We start from the raw sequence: 17,378 nt of genomic DNA, 5'->3' as shown, positions 1-17,378 counted from the left end.
ACCGGTCATCCCCCGTCCGGTCGGGCCGGCCGCCCCGTACGGGGTCCCACCCGAGGGCCGTGCCCCCGCCTCACGCGCGGGCACGGCCCGCTGCGCGGAGGGGCTTCGCGTTCCCCCCATCGGCGATGCCGCGTCCGAGACGGGGCGGGTCCTACGACGGGCCGGTGACCGAGACACTGCCCCCCGTGGGCATTGACCTCTTCGACGTCGAACGGCTCCCGCTGACCGAGTCCGCGGAGCCCCCGCTGCCGCCCCAGCACACCGAGGCCCGCGACCGGGTGTGGGACATGGCGGTCCGGGCCAACCCCAGCCTCTTCAGCTGCCAGGCGGGTCTGTGGAGTCTCCCCAGGACGGGGCGGCGCTGGACGAGTCGGCACTGGCCGGCCAAGCCGCGCGAGAGCTCGCCGAGGAGCTGGGGATCGACGCAGCCGCCGAGGACCTGACGCTGTGGGTCGTCACCCGCGGTGAGAACGGCAGCGTCGGCCTGACCTACCTCGCCCCGACCCTGCCCGAGGTCACGCTGCGCGCAGACTTCGCCGCTGCCGCGGCAGCCGAGCGCGACCAGGGCCGCGAACCTGAACTCGACGACATCGCCCTGGTGCGCACACCGGACGAACTGGCGCGTCTGGTCGGTCCGCACGCCGACTACCTGGAGCCGATCGTCCGCCGCGTCTCCAGGTGCCGCTGAGCCCAGGCGCCACGGTTGTTTCAGGCGGCGATGCCGAGTTCGGTGCGGGTGCGGTGCAGGAACTCGCGGACGGCCGGCTCGCGCCGCCAGGGGCCGAGGGCGGTGTTGAACTCGCGGACGTAGTCCTTGGCCCGGGAGGACCGGACGCGGGCGAGGATGTCCACGGACCGGTTGCCGAGTTCCAGGCCGTGGTCCAGGTCGCGGGCCTGGAGGTGGGCCGTTCCGACGATCGCGAGGCGCATCCCGACGGAGCGGGTGAACGCCCCGGTCGGCATGGTGGCGGCCTGCTGGTTCCAGGCGAGGGCCGCCTTGGGGTTCTTCAGGTCACGGAAGACCTCGGCGGCGTCCGCGGAGAGGCGGGCGTGGTGATAGAAGTCGATCCAGGCAGGCTCTGAGCCGCTGGAGCCCTCCGCCTGGCTCAGCAGGTCCTCGGACGCCTTCAGGGCCCGTGAGGCGGCCTTGGCGTCCCTGACGCGGGCATGGGCACGGGCCTCGATCAGCTTGGTGAAGGCCAGCACCCTGGGGGCGGCTTGGCCCTTGGCCCGCTCGAAGGCTCCCTGGGCCATGTCGACGGCCTCGGAGGCGAAGCCCCGCAGCAGGGACTGCATCGCCATCGTGGTCAGCACGTAGCAGCCCAGCTCGATGTCGCCGCCCGCGCGGGCGAGGCGGAGGGACTGGATGAAGTGCCGCTGGGCGACGTCGTGCTGGCCGACGTCGAACGCTGTCCAGCCCGCCAGCCGGGACAACTCGCTGGTGACGGAGAACAGGTCCCGGCCGACCGAGTCGGTGAAGGAGCCCCGCAGCAGCGGGGCGGCCCGTTCCTGGAGACAGACGGTGACAGAGTTGGCCTTCCAGTTCCCGCCGCCGTACTTGGAGTCCCATCGGCGGGCCTCATCGGCGGCGTCGCGGAGTTCTTCCAGGTCGGCCCGGCCGACCTGCTTGCCGCCGGTCATGTCAGCGCCGTCGTCGGCGGGGGTGACCAGCCAGCGGGTCACGGGAGTGGTGAACGCGGACACGGCGAAGCCGGATCCGGTCAGGAAGTCGCGGCGGTTCACGAAACTCCAGAACGAAGTGGCCACTCGGACCGCATCGCCACGGTCCCGCGGGAAATCCAACCCCACATCCGCGTCCGGTGTCTCCGCCTCTCCCATTCCGATTTCGCCAAGTGACACCGGTCGGCCGAGCCGTTCGGCGACGGCCTGCGCGAGGAGGTTCGGCACCGGCCATTTGGGGATCATGCCCCGCATGCACCAGTTCGCGATGGAGGTGTGCGAGTAGTCCGTCTCCAGCCCTGCCTGCTGGGCGAGCTGGTTGACCCGCAGGGCCAACGACTTGTGGCTCGCGCCGCAGGTCTCGATGAGCCGGGCCAGGTCCGCGTTCGGCGGACGCTTCCGACGGCTGGTCGACGCCACCTTCAATCCCCTCTTCCTCCAGGTCAGCAACGGGATGCGGCCGCTGACGAGGAAAACGCCACGGGGCCGGATCGCGCGAGGCCGCATTCCGCCACACGGCTTCCGGCCGGGTCGGGCAACGGACGGCTGTCCTCCGCCACGGGACACCGAGGGTATTGCCCTGCGGACCCTGAGTGAACCGCTTTCGCGAGTTGTGAGCCCCCCTGCGAGCCCTCCCCGGCACCCGGGGCGGGCGGGTGTGATGAGGGCACAGGCCGCCGCCGGGACGCCAGGAAGGGGCTCCCGGCGGCGACCGCCGCCAAGGCGCCACGACTTCACGCTCGGGGGTGAACCAGATGTGCGGAATCGCAGGACTGGCCGGAGGCGACGCCGTCCGGCACGAGAAGACCGTCGCCGTGATGGGCGGCTTGCAGCACTACCGCGGCCCGGACGGCACCATGCACGCCGCCGCCAGGGACGGACGGGCGGTGCTGGCCATGAACACCCTCCTGATCGTCGACCCGCAGGCCATGCCCGGCCCCTACCTCGACCGGGACACCGGCATCCTGCTGGCCTTCAACGGGGAGATCTACAACTGGCGCCAGCAGGCCGCTGCCTGGGGCATCAGGGTCAGCGAGCGGGAGTCGGACGCCCACTTCCTGCTGCGGGCCTGGGCCAAGATCGGCCCGTCCTGCCTCGACGGCCTGGACGGCATGTTTGCCATCTCCGTCTACGACCCCCGCACCGCGAAGCTGTTCCTGGCCCGCGACCGACTGGGCGAGAAGCCGCTCTACTGGCGGCTGGACGGCGGCCGGCTCGCCTTCGCCTCCGAGGTGACCACGCTGACCGGCTACGGACCGGTCCCGCTGGTCTTACGGCCCGAGGTCACCGCGATCGAGACCCCCGTCGGGGTGGACACCCCCTTCCAGGGCATCCAGATGCTGGCCCCGGCCACGTTGCTGACGTTCGACGTCACCACCGGCTCCATCGACCAGATGACCTGGTGGCACCTGGAGGACCGGGCCCCGTTCACCGGCACCTACGACGAGGCCCTGGCGAAGTTCTCGACGATCCTGGCCGAGCAGATCCCGCTCAGGTCGTCAGCCTGCGACTTCGCTCTCCTCCTCTCGGGCGGGCTGGACTCGGCGGTGCTGGCCTACCTGATGCGGCCCCCGGTCTGCGTCACGGTCCGCTACCCGGGCCAGGACCGCCTGGACGAGTCCTCCACGGCCGCCGTGATCACCCGGGACATCAAGGCCGAGCTGGTGGTCGTCGAGCCGGACCACGTCGACTTCGCCCATGCCCTGCCGCACATGACGCGGGCCCTGGACTACCCGATGGGCAACGCGTCCACGTTCTCCGAGCACATGGCCTACCGGAAGATCTCCGATCTCGGGCTGAGGGTCGTGATCGGCGGGCTGGGGCCGGACGAGTTCCTCATGGGCTACGTCCGCCAGGCCCTGGTCCTCTTCGGTCCCGACGCCGTCCTGAACGCCGGGCTGGAGGCATACCGGCCGCTGGCCGCCAAGCTCCTGCACACCGCCGGTGAACCCCTGGACCCGGCGGAGGCGGTCACCCGGCTGATCCTGCGCGGACCGGACCCGGACGGACGGGTGAAGGACCTGGTCGCCGACGCGATGGCCCGGGCCGGCGGGGACCTGGCCCGCAGCCTGACGCTGGCCGACCTGGCCACAGCCTGGAGGCCGCTGGTGATGACCAGCGACAAGCTCGCCTCCGCCTACGCGCTCGAACGCCGGTCCCCCTACCTGGCCCGCGATCTGGTCGAGTTCTCCTACCGGCTGCCGGTCGAGCACAAGATCACCGACCCGGCCCAGGGCAAGCGGATCCTGCGAGACGCGGCCAAGGCCCTCGGCCTGCCCAGCGAGGTCTGGGCCAGCCGGGACAAGCTCGGCTTCGCCTCCCCGGTCCCGTCCTGGCTCAACGGCGATCTCGCCGAGTGGGCCGACGCCCAGATCAAGACCGCCCTGACCGACGCGCCGCCGGGGTTCCGTCCCCTCCTCGAGGGGGGTTTGGCCCGCGGGGGCCGGTTCGACCGCACCCGCATGCAGGCCCTGATGGCAGCCGCCTGGTTTTCTGACCAGACCGTCCGGGCTGCCGCGTGATCCTCAACCGCCCCACTAGCGTGTCGGAATGCACTCCGACACCACCGCAAGCCCGGAGCCGGGCCCCGCCCGCGGAGCCGTCGCGATCATCACCAACCGCCGCGGCGAACTCCTCCTCCACCTTCGCGACGACCTGCCGAACATCGCCTGGCCGACGCACTGGAGCCTCCTGGGCGGCGGCTGCGACCCCGGCGAGCCCCCGGCCGACGCGATCGTCCGTGAACTCGACGAAGAAGCCGGCCTGGCCGCCGACTCCCTGACCGAGCTGTTCGAGATCACCGACCACCGCGGCTCCGGGCAGATCATCACCTTCTTCTCCGCCACCTGGGACGGCGACGAGACCGGCCTCCCGCTCAGCGAGGGCGTCAAGCTCCAGTTCTTCGCCCCCGAGCACCTCGACATCCTCACGATCCCGCCGTTCATCCGGGACGGGATCAACCGCTGTCCGGCCGCCAGGCCCGCCTGATCACCCCGCGCGCTTCCGGTCGGGGCAAGGGTGGGGCCGCCGGCGGCCCCACCCGAAGGGACACCCCGCACATGAAGATGACCGTCATCGGATGCGGCTACCTCGGAGCCACCCACGCCGCCTGCATGGCCGAGCTCGGCCACGAGGTCCTGGGCATGGACTCCGACATCGACAAGGTCCACACCCTCAACTCCGGCAAGGCCCCGTTCTTCGAACGCGACCTCGACGGCCTCCTCGCCAAGCACACCGCCTCGGGCCGGCTGAAGTTCACCGCCTCCTACGGCGAGGCCGCCGACTTCGCCGACCTGCACTTCATCGGCGTCGGCACCCCGCCGCAGCCCGACACCGACGCCTACGACCTCACCCACCTCTTCGACGCCGTCCGCCACCTGGCTCCCGGCCTGACGAGCCCGGCCGTCGTCGCGGTGAAGTCCACCGTCCCGGTCGGCACCGCACCCCGCGTCGCCGAGATCCTGCGTGAGTACGCCCCTGCCGGGGACCTCGTCGAGGTCGCCTGGAACCCCGAGTTCCTCCGCGAGTCCTTCGCGGTCGACGACACCCTCCGCCCCGACCGGCTCGTCCTGGGCTTCACCACCTCCCACTCCTGGGCCGAGGCCCTGCTGCGGCAGGCGTTCGCCAAGATCATCGAGTCGGGGACGCCCACGATCGTCACGGACTGGGCCACCGCCGAGCTCGCCAAGGGCGCCGCGAACTCCTTCCTCGGCACCAAGATCTCCTTCATCAACGCGATGGCCGAGGTCTGCGAAGCCTCCGGAGCCGACGTTGCCCAGCTCGCCGACATCCTCGGCCACGACCACCGCATCGGCCGCCACGGCATGCGGCCCGGCCTCGGCTTCGGCGGCGGCTGCCTGCCCAAGGACCTCGCGGGCTTCATCAACCGCGCCGACGACCTCGACGCCGGCCAGGCCGTCGGCATCCTCCGCGAAGCCGCCGCCGTCAACGCCCGCCGCCGCCGGCGCGTCATCGACCTCACCCGCGAAGAACTCGGAGGCGACCTGCGCGGCAAGCGGATCACCGTCTGGGGCGCCGCCTTCAAGCCCGGGACCGACGACATCCGCGACTCGCCCGCCCTCGCCGTCGCCCAAGCCCTCCACGACCTCGGCGCCACCGTCACCGTCACCGACCCCAAGGCCCTCGACAACGCCCGCAAGCTCCACCCCGAACTCGACTACGTCGAAGACCCGATCGCCGCCGCCGAGGACGCCGACCTGCTGCTGCACCTCACCGAGTGGCCGCAGTTCACGCACATCGACCCCGAGCGGCTCGCCGCCCGGACCGACAGCCGCAAGGTCATCGACGCCCGCGGCACCCTCGACACCGCCCAGTGGCGGGACGCCGGCTGGATCACCCGAACCCTCGGCCGTCCCTGACCGAGGTCCCTCGGCAACCACCCTGAAGAGGCCGTCGCCCACCGGCGACGGCCTCTTCGCCCGACGGCTCTGCGACGACGGTGTCGAAGTCCGGACGCGGCAGTCGCCTCGCCCAGGCCGGGGCCGACGGGCGGGGGCGGTGTTCGTCTTGGGGACGGCCTCTTAAGTGCCGCTTTAAGCCGCGCCCCTACCGTCGCCGCGCGTACGTCATCCACGACCGGGAGGGACCCCCTCATGCTCGACGAGCAGAAGCGCAAGGAGATCGTCGCGGAGTACTTCCGCAAGGTGAACGAGGGCGACATCGACGCCATCCTCACCCACTTCACCGAGGACGCCCGGATCGAGGACCCGGTGGGCCGTGAGCCGCGCGTCGGTCGCGCCGCGCAGCGCGAGTACTTCCACAGCAACGTCGCCGCCGAGGTCACCGTGAACCCGGGCCACGCCTCCGTCGGCCAGGACGGCAAGCAGGTCGCCGTGCCGGTCGCCGCCACGATGACCAACATCCTCGACCCGAACCGCACCCGTACGAACATCAACGCGGTCGACGTCTTCACCATCAACGCCGACGGCCTGATCGAGGACATGCGCGTCTTCTGGGGCATGAGCGACATCGGCGTCTGAGCCCTGCGACGCACACCCCGGCGCACACCCCAGGCGATCACGAACCAGGAGAGGTACCGGACATGACCACCCCGGACGAGCACAGCGACCTGTGGATCCGGCGATACCACCCCGCGCCCGAGCAGCCGTACCGCCTGGTGGTGCTGCCGCACGCCGGCGGCAGCGCGTCGTTCTTCTTCCCCTTCTCGCGTGACCTGGCCGGTCAGGCCGAGGTGCTGGCCGTGCAGTACCCCGGCCGTCAGGACCGGCGAGGCGAGCCCGCGCTGGACAACGTGCCCGAGCTGGTGGACGCCATCCACCGGGCGCTCGAACCCTGGTCGGACAAGCCGTTCGCGCTGTTCGGCCACAGCATGGGCGCGGTGCTCTCCTTCGAACTGGCCCAGCGCTTCGAGGCCGAGGGCGCCCCGCTGACCGGCCTGATCGCCTCCGGGCGCCGCTCGCCGGCGATCCACCGCGAGGAGAGCGTGCACACGCGGGGCGACGACGCCCTGATCGCCGAGATCCGCGCGCTCAGCGGCACCGACGCGGGCCTGCTGGCCGACGAGGAGCTGCTGCGCATGGTCCTGCCGGCCATCCGCAGCGACTACAAGGCCATCGAGACCTACCGCTTCCGGCCCACCGGGTCCGGACCGGCGCTGCGCTGCCCCGTCAGCGTGCTCACCGGCGAGTCGGACCCCCGCGTCGGCCTGGACGAGGCACGCCGCTGGGAGGAGCTGACCAGCGGCGAGTTCACCTTCCGCAGCTTCCCCGGCGGGCACTTCTACCTCACCCCGCAAGCGGCCGGCGTGACCCGGGCGGTCGCCGAGGACCTCGCCGCCTTCGCCGCGGTGCCGGCGGCGCGCTGACCGCGGCCGCTCGCCGGGCCGGCCGCCCCACCCCGACCGACCGAACGAACCGAGATGGGTGTCCCCATGCAGACCAAGGTCCAGTTCACCGCGGAGACGAGGAACCTGCTCGTCGCCCTCTACTCGCGGGCCCACGACGCCAAGTCGGGCCGTCCGATCCTGGACGACCGCCTCGCCGTGCGTGCCGTCGAGTCCATCGAGGACTACGACGAGCTGAAGACGCAGCTGAAGATGCGCGACGACGACGCCATCTCGCTCGCCATCCGCGGCAAGGAGGTGGACCGCTGGGTGCAGGACTTCCTGCGCCGCCACCCCCGGTCCGTCGTCCTCCACCTCGGCGCCGGCCTCGACGGCCGGGTCTTCCGCATCGACCCCTCGGCCGACGTCGAGTGGTACGACCTGGACCTGCCCGAGGTCGCGCAGATGTACCGGGACCTGTTCCCCGAGCGCGACCACCACCACGTCATCGGCGCCTCCGCCCTGGACCCGGACTGGCTGGACGCCATCCCGTCCGACCGCCCGGTCCTGGTCGTCGCCGAGGGCGTCCTGGTGTACTTCACCGAGCAGCAGGTGCGCGACCTCGTCACCCGGATCACCGGCCGCTTCCCGAAGGGCGAGCTGCTCTTCGACGCCTACACGCCGTTCTCGGTGAAGGCGATGAACAAGCACTGGACGGTCAAGGCGACGGGCCACCGCTTCGTGTGGGGTCTGGAGGACCCCAAGACGCTGGAGAAGTGGGACCCGCGCATCGAGCACAAGCTGGAGTGGACCTTCACCGACTCCCCCTATGTTTCCCACATGCCCTGGACCTCGCGGATCATGTGCAAGATCATGAACGCGATCCCGGTCCTGCGGAAGTACAACCGCGTGATGCGCTACACCTTCTGAACACCTTCTGAGGACCGCGCGCACTAAACGCACCACACGGAACACCAAAAGACGTCGTTGCCCGACGCACGCGGAAGGGCCCGGGAGCCATCTGGCTCCCGGGCCCCTTTCGCGTCCCCGCGCCCGAGTTCGCTCGACCTGAGTTCCCGCGCCCCGCGCTCACAGCTCGGGCGCGATCACCCTCCCGGTGCCCGCCTCGGTGAGGCGGATGGCCTCCACGGGGCAGTTCAGGGCCGCGTCCAGCAGCCGGCCGTCGGCGTCGGCCGACGCGCACAGCGCCTGCGCCTTGCCCTCCACCAGCTGGAAGAAGGCCGGCGCGGCGTGCACGCACATGCCCGTTCCCGTGCAGGCGGCCTGGTCCACGCTGATCTGCCAGCGCGTCCGCTCCAGGGTCTCGGTCGTCATCGTCATCGTCATCGTCGTTCCTCTCCTGTCGTCCGTGTCGTCCATGCCGTCCGTGCCGTCCGTGTCGCCCGGCCGCCGGCCGCACCGGGCGGTGTCACCAGCGGACCGGCAGTGCCAGCGGTCCGCGCACCAGCAGGCTGGCGCGCCAGGCGATGGCGTCGTCCTCGATCCCCAGCTCCAGTGCGGGGAAGCGGCTGAGCAGGGCGCTCACCGCGACGCCCAGCTCCATCCGCGCCAGCTGCGCGCCGACGCAGAAGTGGACACCGTGTCCGAATCCCATGTGGTGGTTGTCCTCGCGGGTGAGGTCCAGCCGGTCCGGGTCCTTGAAGGCGGTGGCGTCGCGGTTGGCCGAGTGGATGTGGACGTAGACGGCCTCGCCCTCGCGGATCTCCGTCCCGCCGATCTCCAGGTCCTCGGTGGCGATCATCGCCGCGTGGTGGCCGGTGCCCAGTGGGATATAGCGCATCAGCTCGTCCACCGCCCGCGGCAGCAGTTCCGGCCGCTCGCGCAGCAGGGCCAGCTGCCGCGGGTGGCGCAGCAGCGTGTAGACGAAGTTGGTGATCTGGTTGGCGGTCGTCTCGTGGCCGCCGGCCAGCAGTACGACGGTCAGCGAGACCAGTTCCTGCTCGGTGAGCCGGTCGCCCTCGTCCCGCGCCTGGATGAGCGCGCTGAGCATGTCGTCCGTGGGCCGGGCCCGGCGCTGTGCGATGAGCTCCATGATGTAGAAGCAGAGCTCGTTGACGCGCCCGGTGAATTCGTGGTGCGGCAGGGTGTCGCCCTGCATCAGGGCGTCCGCGCCGCGGCGGAAGACCTCGCGGTCCTTGTACGGGACGCCCAGCAGCTCGCAGATGACCCGCGTCGGCAGTGGCCAGGAATAGTGTGCCACCAGGTCGGCGGGGGAGCCCTGGGAGGCGAGGCTTTCGGCCAGCTCCGCCGCGATCTCCTCGACGCGCGGGCGCAGTTGCTCCACCCGCCGCTTGGTGAAGGCCTTGGTGAGCAGGCGCCTGAGCCGGGCATGGTCCGGCGGGTCCATGTACATGATGCCCTCGGGCCCCACCTGCATCTTCTGCCGGCGCGGCACGTCGGCATTGACGACCGCGGCCCGGCTGAGCCGGGGATCGGCGAGCGCGGCCCGCACGTCCTCGTAGCGGGTGACGAGCCAGGCGTCACCGCCGTACGGCAGGCTCACCCGGCTGACCGGTTCCTGTCTGCGCAGGTCCTCGAGAATCGGCTCGATATCGAGCCCGTGAATGGGGGTGAAGGGGAAATTGCGTAATGCGGCAACCATCCGGGGGTCGATGGTGACGGTAGACATGACACTCCCTCAACTTTTTGATGTGCCCTACAACCGTCGGAAAGTGCGAAAGGAGGGTCAACCCCTACCCGATACCCGTACGCACCCCTGAATCGCCCCCTCCGCACGCCCTGACATTGCTCCGGCGAGCGGCCAGGCGGAATCCTGATCCGGGCCGCAACCGGGCCGCGGTGCCGTCGTCTTCGGAGTCGCACGGACGACGAATCCGATGAACACGACATCGTGAAAGGTGGTGTGCGGTGGCGCTCAGCGAGAACGCAATCGCCGCAGCAGGACTCATCAAGAACTTCGGCAGGTTCCGGGCGCTCGACGGGCTCGACCTGACCGTCCGCAGAGGTGAGGTGCACGGCTTCCTGGGCCCCAACGGGGCCGGCAAGTCCACCACCATCCGCGCCCTGCTGGGCCTGCTGAAGCTGGACGGCGGACAGGCCACCCTGCTCGGGAAGGACCCCTGGGCCGACGCCGTCGAGGTGCACCGCAAGCTCGCCTACGTCCCCGGCGACGTGAGCCTGTGGCGCAACCTCTCCGGCGGCGAGGCCATCGACACCCTCGGCGCCCTGCGCGGCGGGCTCGACCAGGGCCGCCGCACCGAGCTGATCGAGCGCTTCCAGCTCGACCCGACCAAGAAGTGCCGCACGTACTCCAAGGGCAACCGGCAGAAGGTGGCCCTCGTCGCCGCCTTCGCCTCCGACGCGGAGCTGCTCATCCTCGACGAGCCGACCTCCGGCCTCGACCCGCTGATGGAGGCCGTCTTCCAGGAGAGCGTCGCCGAGGTCAAGCGCCAGGGCCGCACGGTCCTGCTCTCCTCGCACATCCTCAGCGAGGTCGAGACCCTCTGCGACCGCGTCTCCATCATCCGCAAGGGCCGCACCGTCGAGACCGGCACCCTGACCGAGCTGCGCCACCTGACGCGCACCTCGTTCACCGTCGAGTCCGAGCGCCCCGTCACGGGCGTGGAGTCCCTCGCCGGCGTCCACAACGTCCGCGCCGAGGGCGGCCGGATCAGCTTCGACGTCGACAACGGCCACCTCGACACCGTCCTCACGCACGTCACCCCCTTCGGCGTGCGCGCGCTCACCAGCACCCCGCCCACGCTGGAGGAGCTCTTCATGCGCCACTACGGCGACCAGGGCGAGCCGGCGGACCGGGCCGGGGCGGGGCGCGCCACGGCGGGAGCGGGCGCGCGATGAGCCAGTACGCCAACACCCAGTCCCTGCTCAAGCTGGCGGTCCGCCGGGACCGCATCCAGCTGTCGGTGTGGCTCTACGGCACCGCGGCGCTGGCCTACAGCGCGGCGAGCAGCGTCGGCAAGACGTACAAGGACGAGGCGGCCCGCACCGAGGCCGTCAAACTGCTCACCGACAACCCGGCCCTGCTGCTCACCCGCGGCGCGCCGGTCGGCACGGGCGAGGGCGCGCTCGCCATGGTGCAGGCCTTCACGTTCCTGTGCGTACTGGCCGCGCTCATGAGCACCTTCGCCGTCGTACGGCACACCCGGCAGAACGAGGAGTCCGGCCGCGCCGAGCTCGTCGGCGCCGCCCCCGTCGGCCGCCAGGCGGGCCTGGCCGCCGCGCTGGTGCTCGCCGTCGAGGCGAACATCGGCCTGTTCGTCTTCCTGGCGATCGTCCTGCCGCTGGCGGGTCTGGCCGTCGGCTCCTCGCTGCTGGCGGCCGCCGCCGTCGCCGCGACCGGCCTCGCCTTCGCCGGTGTGGCCGCCGTCGCCGCCCAGCTGGCGAGCACCGCGCGCGGCGCCAACTCGCTGGCCGGTGTGGCCGTCGGCGCCGCGTTCCTGATCCGCGGCATCGCCGACGCCGGGGGCGAGGTCAGCTCCGACGGCACGGTTGTGGAGAGCTCCTGGCTCGCCTGGCTGTCGCCGATCGGCTGGGCGCAGCAGAGCAGCCCGTTCGGCGAGGACAACTGGTGGGTCCTGGTGGTCCCGCTCGCCTTCTTCGCCCTGGCCGCCGGGTACGCCCTGCGCCTGTCGGCGGGCCGCGACCTCGGCGCCGGCGTCTTCCAGGACAAGCCCGGCCCGGCCTCCGCCGCGCCCGGCCTGCTGGGCGCGTACGGCCTGGCCCGCCGGCTGCACCGCGGCGCGATCGTCGGCTGGGCCCTGGGCATGGCCGTGCTCGGCGCCGTGATCGGCGGCATGGGCAAGTCCGCGGGCGACGCCCTCAAGGACAACGCCGACCTCACCGAGACCCTCGGCAGGATCGGTGGCGGCGGCGGTGACCCCGTAGGCATCTTCTTCGCGTCCATGATGGTCATGGTCGGCGCGATCGCCGCGGGCTTCGTCGTGCAGGCGCTGCTGCGGCTGCGCGCCGAGGAGACCTCCGGACGCCTGGAGTCCCTGCTCGCCACCGCGACCGGGCGCGGCCGCTGGGTCGCGAGCCACGTGGCCGTCGCGGTCGCCGGCTCGCTGGTCCTGCTGCTCGTCGCCGGACTCGCCGCGGGCCTGACGTACGGCGCCGCCGTGGACGACATCGGCGGAGGTGTGGCGGACCTCGTCGGGGCCGCGCTCGCGCAGGCACCCGCGGTCCTGGTGATCGGCGGTGTCGTGGTGCTGGTCTTCGGCATCCTGCCCGGCGCCACCTCCGGCGTCGCCTGGGGCGCGCTCGCCCTCTGCCTGGTCGTCGGCCAGCTCGGCGGCCTGCTGAAGCTGCCCCAGGCCGTGCGCGACATCTCGCCGTTCAGCCACCTCCCGGCGCTGCCGGCCGTGGACGCCGAGGTGCTGCCGCTGGCGGCCCTGACGGCCGTGGCCGCGGTGCTGCTGTGGGCGGGCACCGCCCTGTTCGGACGGCGCGACCTGGCCTCCTGACGGCCGCCGCCGGATCCCGGCACACGGATCCCGGCACACGTACGAGAGCCGTCCGCACCGGCAGTCCCCGGTGCGGACGGCTCTCGTACGCGCTCGCTCCCGTAGGTGCTCCCGTACGCGCTCCAGCACGTGCCCTCGTACGCGCCTGCCGCACGTGTGCTCCCGTACGCGCGCTACTCCTGGCCGGGGTCGAGCAGCGACAGGTCCGACTTCCCCCAGTACACCCACACGGCCTCGATCAGACCGTGCGAGCCGGTACGGAAGATGCTCGTGAGCGAGAACTTGATCCGCTTGCGGAACGGGTCCGTGGGCTTGTCCAGGTATCCGTGCTTCGTCAGTGCCGGACCCAGCGGCAGGTAATTCATGTAGACGGACACCGGAATTGCCACGTGCAGACCGTCCTGGGCGGCGACCGGAACACCGGCCACGTCCACCGTTTTCGCCTCCGCGGCGCGCTGGAAATGCACCCGCAATTCGTCGTGCCCGATCATCGGGACCGATCCGACCGGGTCCTCGAACCGCACGTCCTTCGTGTACAGCTCCAGCATGCGGTCGACGTTCCCGCTGCTCATGCGCCGGCAGTGTTCCAGCGCCAGTTCCTTGCGCGTCGCCTCGTCCAGCATGGTGCTCCTTGTCCTCCCCCGGCGCTCAGGCCGCGTCGACGAGGGAGACGTCGCTCGCCCCCCAGTAGGCCTTCATGTCCTCCAGCAGCCCGTCCGCGCCGGCCCGGACGATCATCACGAAGCGGAACTGCATCCGCTGGCGTGCCGGATCGGCCGGCGCGGGCAGCACCCCGTGGCGGGTCAGCACCGGCCCCAGCGGCAGGTAGTCCATCGTCGCGGTCACCGGGACCGCGGCGTGCCGGCCGTCCTGGGCCGCCACCGGGGTGCCGGGCACCTCGACCGTGTTGCTGGTCACGGCGCCCTGCGCGTGCGCGCGCAGGGCCTCGCGGCCGCGCTGCGCACCGGCGCCCACCGGGTCCTCGAAGCGGACGTCCGGCGAGTACAGCCGCAGCAGCCCTTCCACGTCGCCCGCGTTGACCCGTCGGGTGTGTTCCAGAATGAGGTCCTTCAGTGCCGCCTCGTCCAGCATGAATTCTTCTCCTTTCGGCAGGCTTCACCATGGTGGCGGCGACCTCGCCGGTCCCGCCATAGGCGGCTGATTTCATAGGGGTTGATAGGGGTTCAGGCGTTCTCCGGCGAGTGCTAGCGTCGCGGGGATCGCGAATTCGTGCAGGATTTTCGGAATATGAATTCCGACTGTGCGCACGACGTCTGACGGACGGAAGGGTCACGCACTCATGACCGCAGAAACACGCGCCGTGGTGATCGGCGGCGGCCTGGCCGGCATGCTGGCATCCGCGGTGCTCGCACGGCACGTGGACCGAGTCACCGTGGTGGAACGGGACGTCTACCCCGACGGTCCCCAGCTGCGCAAGGGCGTACCCCAGGCCCGCCACGCCCACCTGCTGTGGTCCGGCGGCGCCCGCGCCATCGAGTCGCTGCTCCCGGGCACCCTCACGGCCCTGGCCGACGCCGGCGCGCACCGGCTGCACCTGCCGCGCGACATCGTCTGGTACACGCCGTACGGCTGGCAGACCCGCTTCCCCGGCAGCCAGTTCATGATCACCGCCAGCCGCGCCCTGCTCGACTGGGTCGTACGCGAGAAGGCCCTCGCCAACCCGAAGGTCGAGGTCCTCCAGCAGACCGACGCCACCGGCCTGACCGGCTCCGCCGAGCGCGTCACCGGCGTCCGCGTCCGCGACAAGGACGGCCAGGAGAGCGAGCTGACCGCCGACTTCGTCGTCGAGACCGGCGGCCGCCCCTCGCAGACCCCCAAGTGGCTGGCCGCGCTGGGCCTGCCGGAGGTCGAGGAGGACGTCGTCGACACGGGCATCGCGTACGCCACCCGGATCTACGCCGCCCCGGCCGGCACCCCCGCCACCTTCCCCATGGTCAACGTCGCCGCGGACCCCGCCACCGGCCGGCCCGGCCAGAACGGCGCGCTCGTCCCGATCGAGGACGGCCGCTGGCTCGTCACGCTGGCCGGCACCCGCGGCGGGGAGCCGCCGACGGACGACGACTCCTTCATCGACTTCGCCCGGGGCCTGCGCCACCCGGTCATCGCCGACCTCCTGGAGCGCGCCGAGCCGCTCGGCCCGGTCCAGGGCTCCCGCTCCACCGTCAACCGCCGCCGCTACTACGAGCGGCTGGAGACCTGGCCGGCCGGCCTGCTCGTGATGGGCGACGCCCTCGCCGGCTTCAACCCCGTCTACGGACACGGCATGAGCGGCGCGGCGCTCGGCGCCCGCGCGCTGGACACCGAGCTCACCCGCAACGGCCTGGCCGACGGCACCGCCGACGCCGCCCGGCGCGCGGTGGCCGAGGCCATCGACGGCCCGTGGCTGCTGGCCACCACCCAGGACATCTGCTACCCGGGCACCCGCAACCACGCCAAGGACCCGCGGATCGCCCCGCGCGAACAGGACGCGCAGGCGTTCGCCGACCTGCTCGGCACCGCCGCCCTGTACGACCCGGTCGTCAGCGCGGCCGCCATGCAGGTCACCGCGCTCGCCGCGCCCCTGTCCAGCCTGGAGTCCCCGCACCTGGTCGCCGCCCTGCGCAAGGCCGGGCAGCACACCGAGCTGGACGGCCCGCCGTTCACCGAGGCCGAGCGGGCCGTGCTGGAGGGCGACTCCGCCCCCGCGCTCACCGGCGCGTAGGAACCCGTCGGACGCCGCCCGGCACTCTGCCGGCCGTCAGCGGCCCCCATGTCGCCCACCCCGCCGACCGGCGCGTCGCCCTGGCCCTGCGGCCCGGCTCCGACGCCGACCGGCTGATCGTGGCGGGCGACGTGGGCGGAGCTGGTGGCCGACGTCGAGGCCACCCTGCGGCCGCTCGCCGACCGGTTCGCCAAGGCCGTGCGGGTCCCCGGCAACCACGAGCTGTGGACCCCGCACGACGCCCCGGTCCGGCTGCGCGACGAGGCCCGCTCCCGGCACCTGGTGGACCTCTGCCGCCGGCTGGGCGTCGTCACCCCCGAGGATCCCGTCCCGGTGTGGGCCGGCCCGGCCGGCCGCTGGTCGTGGCCCCGCTCCTCCTCCTCCACGACTACTCCTTCCGGCCCGACGGCGCCCGCGACCGGGGCGAGGCGCTGGACCGGGCCCGCCGCGTCGGCGTCGTAGGCCTGGTGCGCAGCGCGGGTCGATGCCGCACAGGAGCGGCTGTCCGCCTGCGACGGGGACCTGCCGCTGGTCCCCGTCGACCACGTCCCGCTGCTGCGGTCCCGGGCCGACTGTTTGCGCCACCCCGGGTCCGCCCAGTGGTGCGCCGCCGTCCGCACCGGCCCGGACGGGGAAGCGCCGGTGCCCACGGGCATCTGCATATCCCCGGCACCACCTGGCACGACGGAGTCCGCTTCGAGGAGGTCTCCCGCGGCCACCCGCGGGAATGGTCCAGGCCCGGCATTCCGGTCCCGGCCCCGCGCGTGCTGTTCTCCCGCTGAACGGCCGGATCCCGCCCCGGTAGTTCCTGCCCGGCAACTTGTGGACACCTCCGCCCTGCCCTGCCCCGCCCCAGCTCAGGGCATCGTTTGCAGCGGTGAGGCACTGCACTGCGAACGGGGGCGGACGATGAGGCTCATTGGCCGGGACGAGGTGTACGCGCAGCTGGACGCGCTCCTGGGGGCGGGCACCCCCAGGAGCGCGGGTGTCGTACTCATCGAGGGCGCGGTCGGCTGCGGCAGGACGGAGATGCTGGCCCACGTGGCCGAGACCGCCGCCCGCGGCGGCGCGCTCGTGCTCCGCGGCGCGGGCAGCGCCCACGACCGCGACCTGCCGTACGGCGTGCTGCGCCAGCTGACGGCCGGGCTGCCCGCGGACATCGTGCCGGCCGCCCGCCAGGGCGAGCTCAGCGGCGCCGAGTTCACCCGCGCCCTGTGCGTCGCCGCCGAGCGGGGGCCGGTCGTGGTGTGCGTGGACGACCTGCACCTGATCGACGCGGCCTCGCTGGAGGGGCTGCTGGAGGTGGCCCGCACGGTACGCACCGCACCGGTGCTGCTCGTCCTCGCCGACATGGCCCAGGAGCACGTCGGCAGCCCGCTGGCCCGCACCGAGTTCCTGCGCCACCCCGGCTTCACCCGGGTGGCCCTGGGCCGACTGGACACGGCGGGCACGGCAGAACTGGCCACCCTCCTGACCGGCGCCCCCACGGACCCCACCACGACCGCCGCCCTCCACGCGGCAACGGGCGGCAACCCACTCCTGCTACGCGCCCTGCTCAGCGAACGCACACCCATGCAGATGCCTGCGGCGGCGGCGCGGGAGGCGACGACGGCCCCAGCCGCGGCGACCACCCCCGCAACCCCGCCGCCCGACGCGGCAGCGGCCACCGCTGCCGTGCCGGGCACTGGCGCGCCGCTCACCGCTGCCG

17 protein-coding genes are annotated in these 17,378 nt (G+C 72.3%); 12 read left to right on the top strand and 5 right to left on the bottom strand.

Annotated elements, in window-relative coordinates:
- Nucleotides 1-334: 334 nt before the first annotated feature.
- Nucleotides 335-688, top strand: a complete 354-nt coding sequence (locus tag GPJ59_RS12560) for a hypothetical protein (protein ID WP_258024295.1) — start codon at nt 335-337, stop codon at nt 686-688.
- A gap of 20 nt (nt 689-708) precedes the next feature.
- Here GPJ59_RS12560 and GPJ59_RS12555 read toward each other — a convergent pair whose 3' ends face one another.
- Nucleotides 709-2,100, bottom strand: coding sequence for a sporulation protein (locus tag GPJ59_RS12555; RefSeq protein WP_219667163.1), 1,392 nt, complete (start codon nt 2,098-2,100; stop codon nt 709-711).
- 335 nt (nt 2,101-2,435) lie between these two features.
- Here GPJ59_RS12555 and GPJ59_RS12550 point away from each other — a divergent pair, with 335 nt between their 5' ends.
- The 6 genes from GPJ59_RS12550 to GPJ59_RS12525 all read left to right on the top strand — a co-directional run bounded on the left by GPJ59_RS12550 (nt 2,436) and on the right by GPJ59_RS12525 (nt 8,413).
- Entirely contained in the window at nt 2,436-4,202 is a 1,767-nt protein-coding gene (locus GPJ59_RS12550; protein WP_219667162.1) for an asparagine synthetase B family protein, read from the top strand.
- Nucleotides 4,203-4,230: 28 nt separating this feature from the next.
- Nucleotides 4,231-4,668, top strand: a complete 438-nt coding sequence (locus GPJ59_RS12545) for an NUDIX domain-containing protein (RefSeq protein WP_219667161.1) — start codon at nt 4,231-4,233, stop codon at nt 4,666-4,668.
- Between the two features lie 71 nt (nt 4,669-4,739).
- Entirely contained in the window at nt 4,740-6,059 is a 1,320-nt protein-coding gene (locus GPJ59_RS12540; RefSeq protein ID WP_219667160.1) for a UDP-glucose dehydrogenase family protein, read from the top strand.
- A 234-nt stretch (nt 6,060-6,293) separates the two neighbouring features.
- Nucleotides 6,294-6,680: a nuclear transport factor 2 family protein gene (locus tag GPJ59_RS12535; RefSeq protein WP_219667159.1), complete on the top strand. Its 387-nt coding sequence runs from the start codon at nt 6,294-6,296 to the stop codon at nt 6,678-6,680.
- Between the two features lie 62 nt (nt 6,681-6,742).
- On the top strand, nt 6,743-7,525 hold the full coding sequence (locus GPJ59_RS12530) for a thioesterase II family protein (RefSeq protein WP_219667158.1): 783 nt from the start codon (nt 6,743-6,745) through the stop codon (nt 7,523-7,525).
- Between the two features lie 66 nt (nt 7,526-7,591).
- Entirely contained in the window at nt 7,592-8,413 is an 822-nt protein-coding gene (locus GPJ59_RS12525) for a class I SAM-dependent methyltransferase (RefSeq protein WP_219667157.1), read from the top strand.
- Nucleotides 8,414-8,572: 159 nt separating this feature from the next.
- On the opposite strand, the gene GPJ59_RS12520 is transcribed toward GPJ59_RS12525, so the two are convergent.
- Both GPJ59_RS12520 and GPJ59_RS12515 read right to left on the bottom strand, forming a co-directional pair.
- Nucleotides 8,573-8,830: a ferredoxin gene (locus GPJ59_RS12520; RefSeq protein ID WP_258024293.1), complete on the bottom strand. Its 258-nt coding sequence runs from the start codon at nt 8,828-8,830 to the stop codon at nt 8,573-8,575.
- A gap of 82 nt (nt 8,831-8,912) precedes the next feature.
- On the bottom strand, nt 8,913-10,133 hold the full coding sequence (locus tag GPJ59_RS12515; protein WP_258024292.1) for a cytochrome P450: 1,221 nt from the start codon (nt 10,131-10,133) through the stop codon (nt 8,913-8,915).
- Between the two features lie 239 nt (nt 10,134-10,372).
- Here GPJ59_RS12515 and GPJ59_RS12510 point away from each other — a divergent pair, with 239 nt between their 5' ends.
- Both GPJ59_RS12510 and GPJ59_RS12505 read left to right on the top strand, forming a co-directional pair.
- Nucleotides 10,373-11,323 (top strand): ABC transporter ATP-binding protein, encoded by a 951-nt coding sequence (locus GPJ59_RS12510; protein ID WP_219667156.1) that lies wholly within the window; start codon nt 10,373-10,375, stop codon nt 11,321-11,323.
- On the top strand, nt 11,320-12,948 hold the full coding sequence (locus GPJ59_RS12505) for an ABC transporter permease (RefSeq protein ID WP_219667155.1): 1,629 nt from the start codon (nt 11,320-11,322) through the stop codon (nt 12,946-12,948). The genes GPJ59_RS12510 and GPJ59_RS12505 overlap by 4 nt, the downstream gene beginning before the upstream one ends.
- Nucleotides 12,949-13,121: 173 nt before the next feature.
- Here the strand turns inward: GPJ59_RS12505 and GPJ59_RS12500 are convergent, their stop codons facing one another.
- Nucleotides 13,122-13,571, bottom strand: a complete 450-nt coding sequence (locus GPJ59_RS12500) for a nuclear transport factor 2 family protein (RefSeq protein WP_219667154.1) — start codon at nt 13,569-13,571, stop codon at nt 13,122-13,124.
- A 25-nt stretch (nt 13,572-13,596) separates the two neighbouring features.
- Entirely contained in the window at nt 13,597-14,040 is a 444-nt protein-coding gene (locus GPJ59_RS12495; protein ID WP_219667153.1) for a nuclear transport factor 2 family protein, read from the bottom strand.
- A 208-nt stretch (nt 14,041-14,248) separates the two neighbouring features.
- Between GPJ59_RS12495 and GPJ59_RS12490 the strand changes: the two genes are divergently transcribed.
- The 3 genes from GPJ59_RS12490 to GPJ59_RS12480 all read left to right on the top strand — a co-directional run.
- Nucleotides 14,249-15,670 (top strand): FAD-dependent oxidoreductase, encoded by a 1,422-nt coding sequence (locus tag GPJ59_RS12490; RefSeq protein ID WP_219667152.1) that lies wholly within the window; start codon nt 14,249-14,251, stop codon nt 15,668-15,670.
- Between the two features lie 144 nt (nt 15,671-15,814).
- Nucleotides 15,815-16,132: a hypothetical protein gene (locus GPJ59_RS37345; RefSeq protein WP_258024291.1), complete on the top strand. Its 318-nt coding sequence runs from the start codon at nt 15,815-15,817 to the stop codon at nt 16,130-16,132.
- 447 nt (nt 16,133-16,579) lie between these two features.
- A partial coding sequence (locus GPJ59_RS12480) for an ATP-binding protein (RefSeq protein WP_219667151.1) occupies nt 16,580-17,378 on the top strand: 799 nt, incomplete at its 3' end.

This window comes from Streptomyces bambusae, assembly GCF_019400985.1.
Taxonomy (GTDB): domain Bacteria; phylum Actinomycetota; class Actinomycetes; order Streptomycetales; family Streptomycetaceae; genus Streptomyces; species Streptomyces bambusae_A.
This window is presented reverse-complemented; position numbering and strand designations above follow the sequence as displayed.

Excerpts from the sequence above, each read along its gene's own strand:
- GPJ59_RS12505 (WP_219667155.1), top strand. The coding sequence starts at position 11,320 with ATGAGCCAGTACGCCAACACCCAGTCCCTGCTCAAGCTGGCGGTCCGC.
- GPJ59_RS12530 (WP_219667158.1), top strand. The coding sequence starts at position 6,743 with ATGACCACCCCGGACGAGCACAGCGACCTGTGGATCCGGCGATACCAC.
- GPJ59_RS12540 (WP_219667160.1), top strand. The coding sequence starts at position 4,740 with ATGAAGATGACCGTCATCGGATGCGGCTACCTCGGAGCCACCCACGCC.
- GPJ59_RS12550 (WP_219667162.1), top strand. The coding sequence starts at position 2,436 with ATGTGCGGAATCGCAGGACTGGCCGGAGGCGACGCCGTCCGGCACGAG.
- GPJ59_RS12495 (WP_219667153.1), bottom strand. The coding sequence starts at position 14,040 with ATGCTGGACGAGGCGGCACTGAAGGACCTCATTCTGGAACACACCCGA.
- GPJ59_RS12520 (WP_258024293.1), bottom strand. The coding sequence starts at position 8,830 with ATGACGATGACGATGACGACCGAGACCCTGGAGCGGACGCGCTGGCAG.
- GPJ59_RS12545 (WP_219667161.1), top strand. The coding sequence starts at position 4,231 with ATGCACTCCGACACCACCGCAAGCCCGGAGCCGGGCCCCGCCCGCGGA.
- GPJ59_RS12500 (WP_219667154.1), bottom strand. The coding sequence starts at position 13,571 with ATGCTGGACGAGGCGACGCGCAAGGAACTGGCGCTGGAACACTGCCGG.
- GPJ59_RS12535 (WP_219667159.1), top strand. The coding sequence starts at position 6,294 with ATGCTCGACGAGCAGAAGCGCAAGGAGATCGTCGCGGAGTACTTCCGC.
- GPJ59_RS12490 (WP_219667152.1), top strand. The coding sequence starts at position 14,249 with ATGACCGCAGAAACACGCGCCGTGGTGATCGGCGGCGGCCTGGCCGGC.
- GPJ59_RS12515 (WP_258024292.1), bottom strand. The coding sequence starts at position 10,133 with ATGTCTACCGTCACCATCGACCCCCGGATGGTTGCCGCATTACGCAAT.
- GPJ59_RS12525 (WP_219667157.1), top strand. The coding sequence starts at position 7,592 with ATGCAGACCAAGGTCCAGTTCACCGCGGAGACGAGGAACCTGCTCGTC.